General features: G+C 44.6%; 2 protein-coding genes and 1 pseudogene. 2 read left to right on the top strand and 1 reads right to left on the bottom strand.

Features of this window, described 5'->3' with window-relative positions; genetic code table 11:
* Positions 1-200, bottom strand: a pseudogene (locus F6K53_RS44400) (hypothetical protein); the annotation flags it as partial.
* Between the two features lie 321 nt (positions 201-521).
* Between F6K53_RS44400 and F6K53_RS44405 the strand changes: the two are divergent.
* The gene (locus tag F6K53_RS44405) at positions 522-764 is read left to right on the top strand and encodes a hypothetical protein (RefSeq protein ID WP_293087308.1); all 243 of its coding nucleotides are present in this window, start codon (positions 522-524) and stop codon (positions 762-764) included.
* Positions 761-1,063, top strand: coding sequence for a PIN domain-containing protein (locus F6K53_RS44410; protein ID WP_293087311.1), 303 nt, complete (start codon positions 761-763; stop codon positions 1,061-1,063). The genes F6K53_RS44405 and F6K53_RS44410 overlap by 4 nt, the downstream gene beginning before the upstream one ends.
* The last annotated feature ends 74 nt before the right edge of the window (positions 1,064-1,137 follow it).

Raw genomic sequence — 1,137 nt, forward strand, 5'->3', positions numbered from 1 at the left:
CGTTCAAACTGTAACTCGCGGTTATTATTACATAGCTGATAGAACTGTTCGTCAGTCAGCTCAATGGTGTCTAAATTTAATGCCAAAGGAGTCATAAGGGCGTTTGTATCTGGGTTGTAAAGACACGTATTGCAGAAATAGGCAATAGGCATGCTAGCAATAGGCAATAGAGGAAAGATATCCGGAGTTTTATTGGACAAGAAAAAAAAGACCTCCTAGGTTTACCTCTCCTACACGAAACGCTATAGTCGTTAAGTCTCTCCTATAGCACTATCATACAGCAATCGAGAATAAGGGATGCGTGCCCATTGAGCCGCTACGCGATCGCACTCGAGAATTGATGACCAACTCAACATCCCCAATCCCTCATCCCTGGCAGGCGGAGACTATTTAGTCCCAGTGCCAATTCAGACTGCCTTAAAAGCTGCCCTTTACCTGGGGATGTGCGAGGCAGGGATTACATCACTCCAATTGGCCCATACTCTACAATTAGAATAGGAAGTTCTTGAGGAAGAAAGCCAATGACATGGCAAGAATTGCAAAACCAAGCATTGCAATTACCAATAAGCGTACGCTGGCGTTTAGTCGAGTCCCTGTTGGCCTCAATTGAACAAGAAACCCTATCATCTAGGTCTTATAGCTCAAGTTCAACACCAATGACTGGTCTTGATCCTTGGACTCAAAGCCTACTTGGTGTGGTTGAGCTAACTCCAGAGGATTCCAAAGAGTCGTACATCGATTATCTTGAGGCAAAATACAAGTGAGACGGGTGTTGTTTGATAGCGACGTATTACTTGATGTTCTAGCTCAACGCCAACCATTTGTGGTTGCTTCAGCACAAGCATTAAATACAGTAACCCAGGAAGACGTTGAAGGATATGTTTCAGGCCATGCCATAACCAATATTTTCTATATTTTGCGTCGTCAGGTGGGCAGTGAGGTTGCACTGAGACTACTATCGACGTTATTACAACGTATTCAAATTGCCAGCATAACCGATCAGGTGATTCGAGCTGCTCTGCAAAGCTCCATGACTGATGAGCGAGGATGCGGTGACCAATGAAGCTGCACTTGCCTTAGGTCTCGACCTGATCGTTACACGCAATATATCTGATTTTGTGTCATCTTCAGTTCCGG

The organism is Moorena sp. SIO4A1 (genome assembly GCF_010672065.1).
Classification (GTDB): domain Bacteria; phylum Cyanobacteriota; class Cyanobacteriia; order Cyanobacteriales; family Coleofasciculaceae; genus Moorena.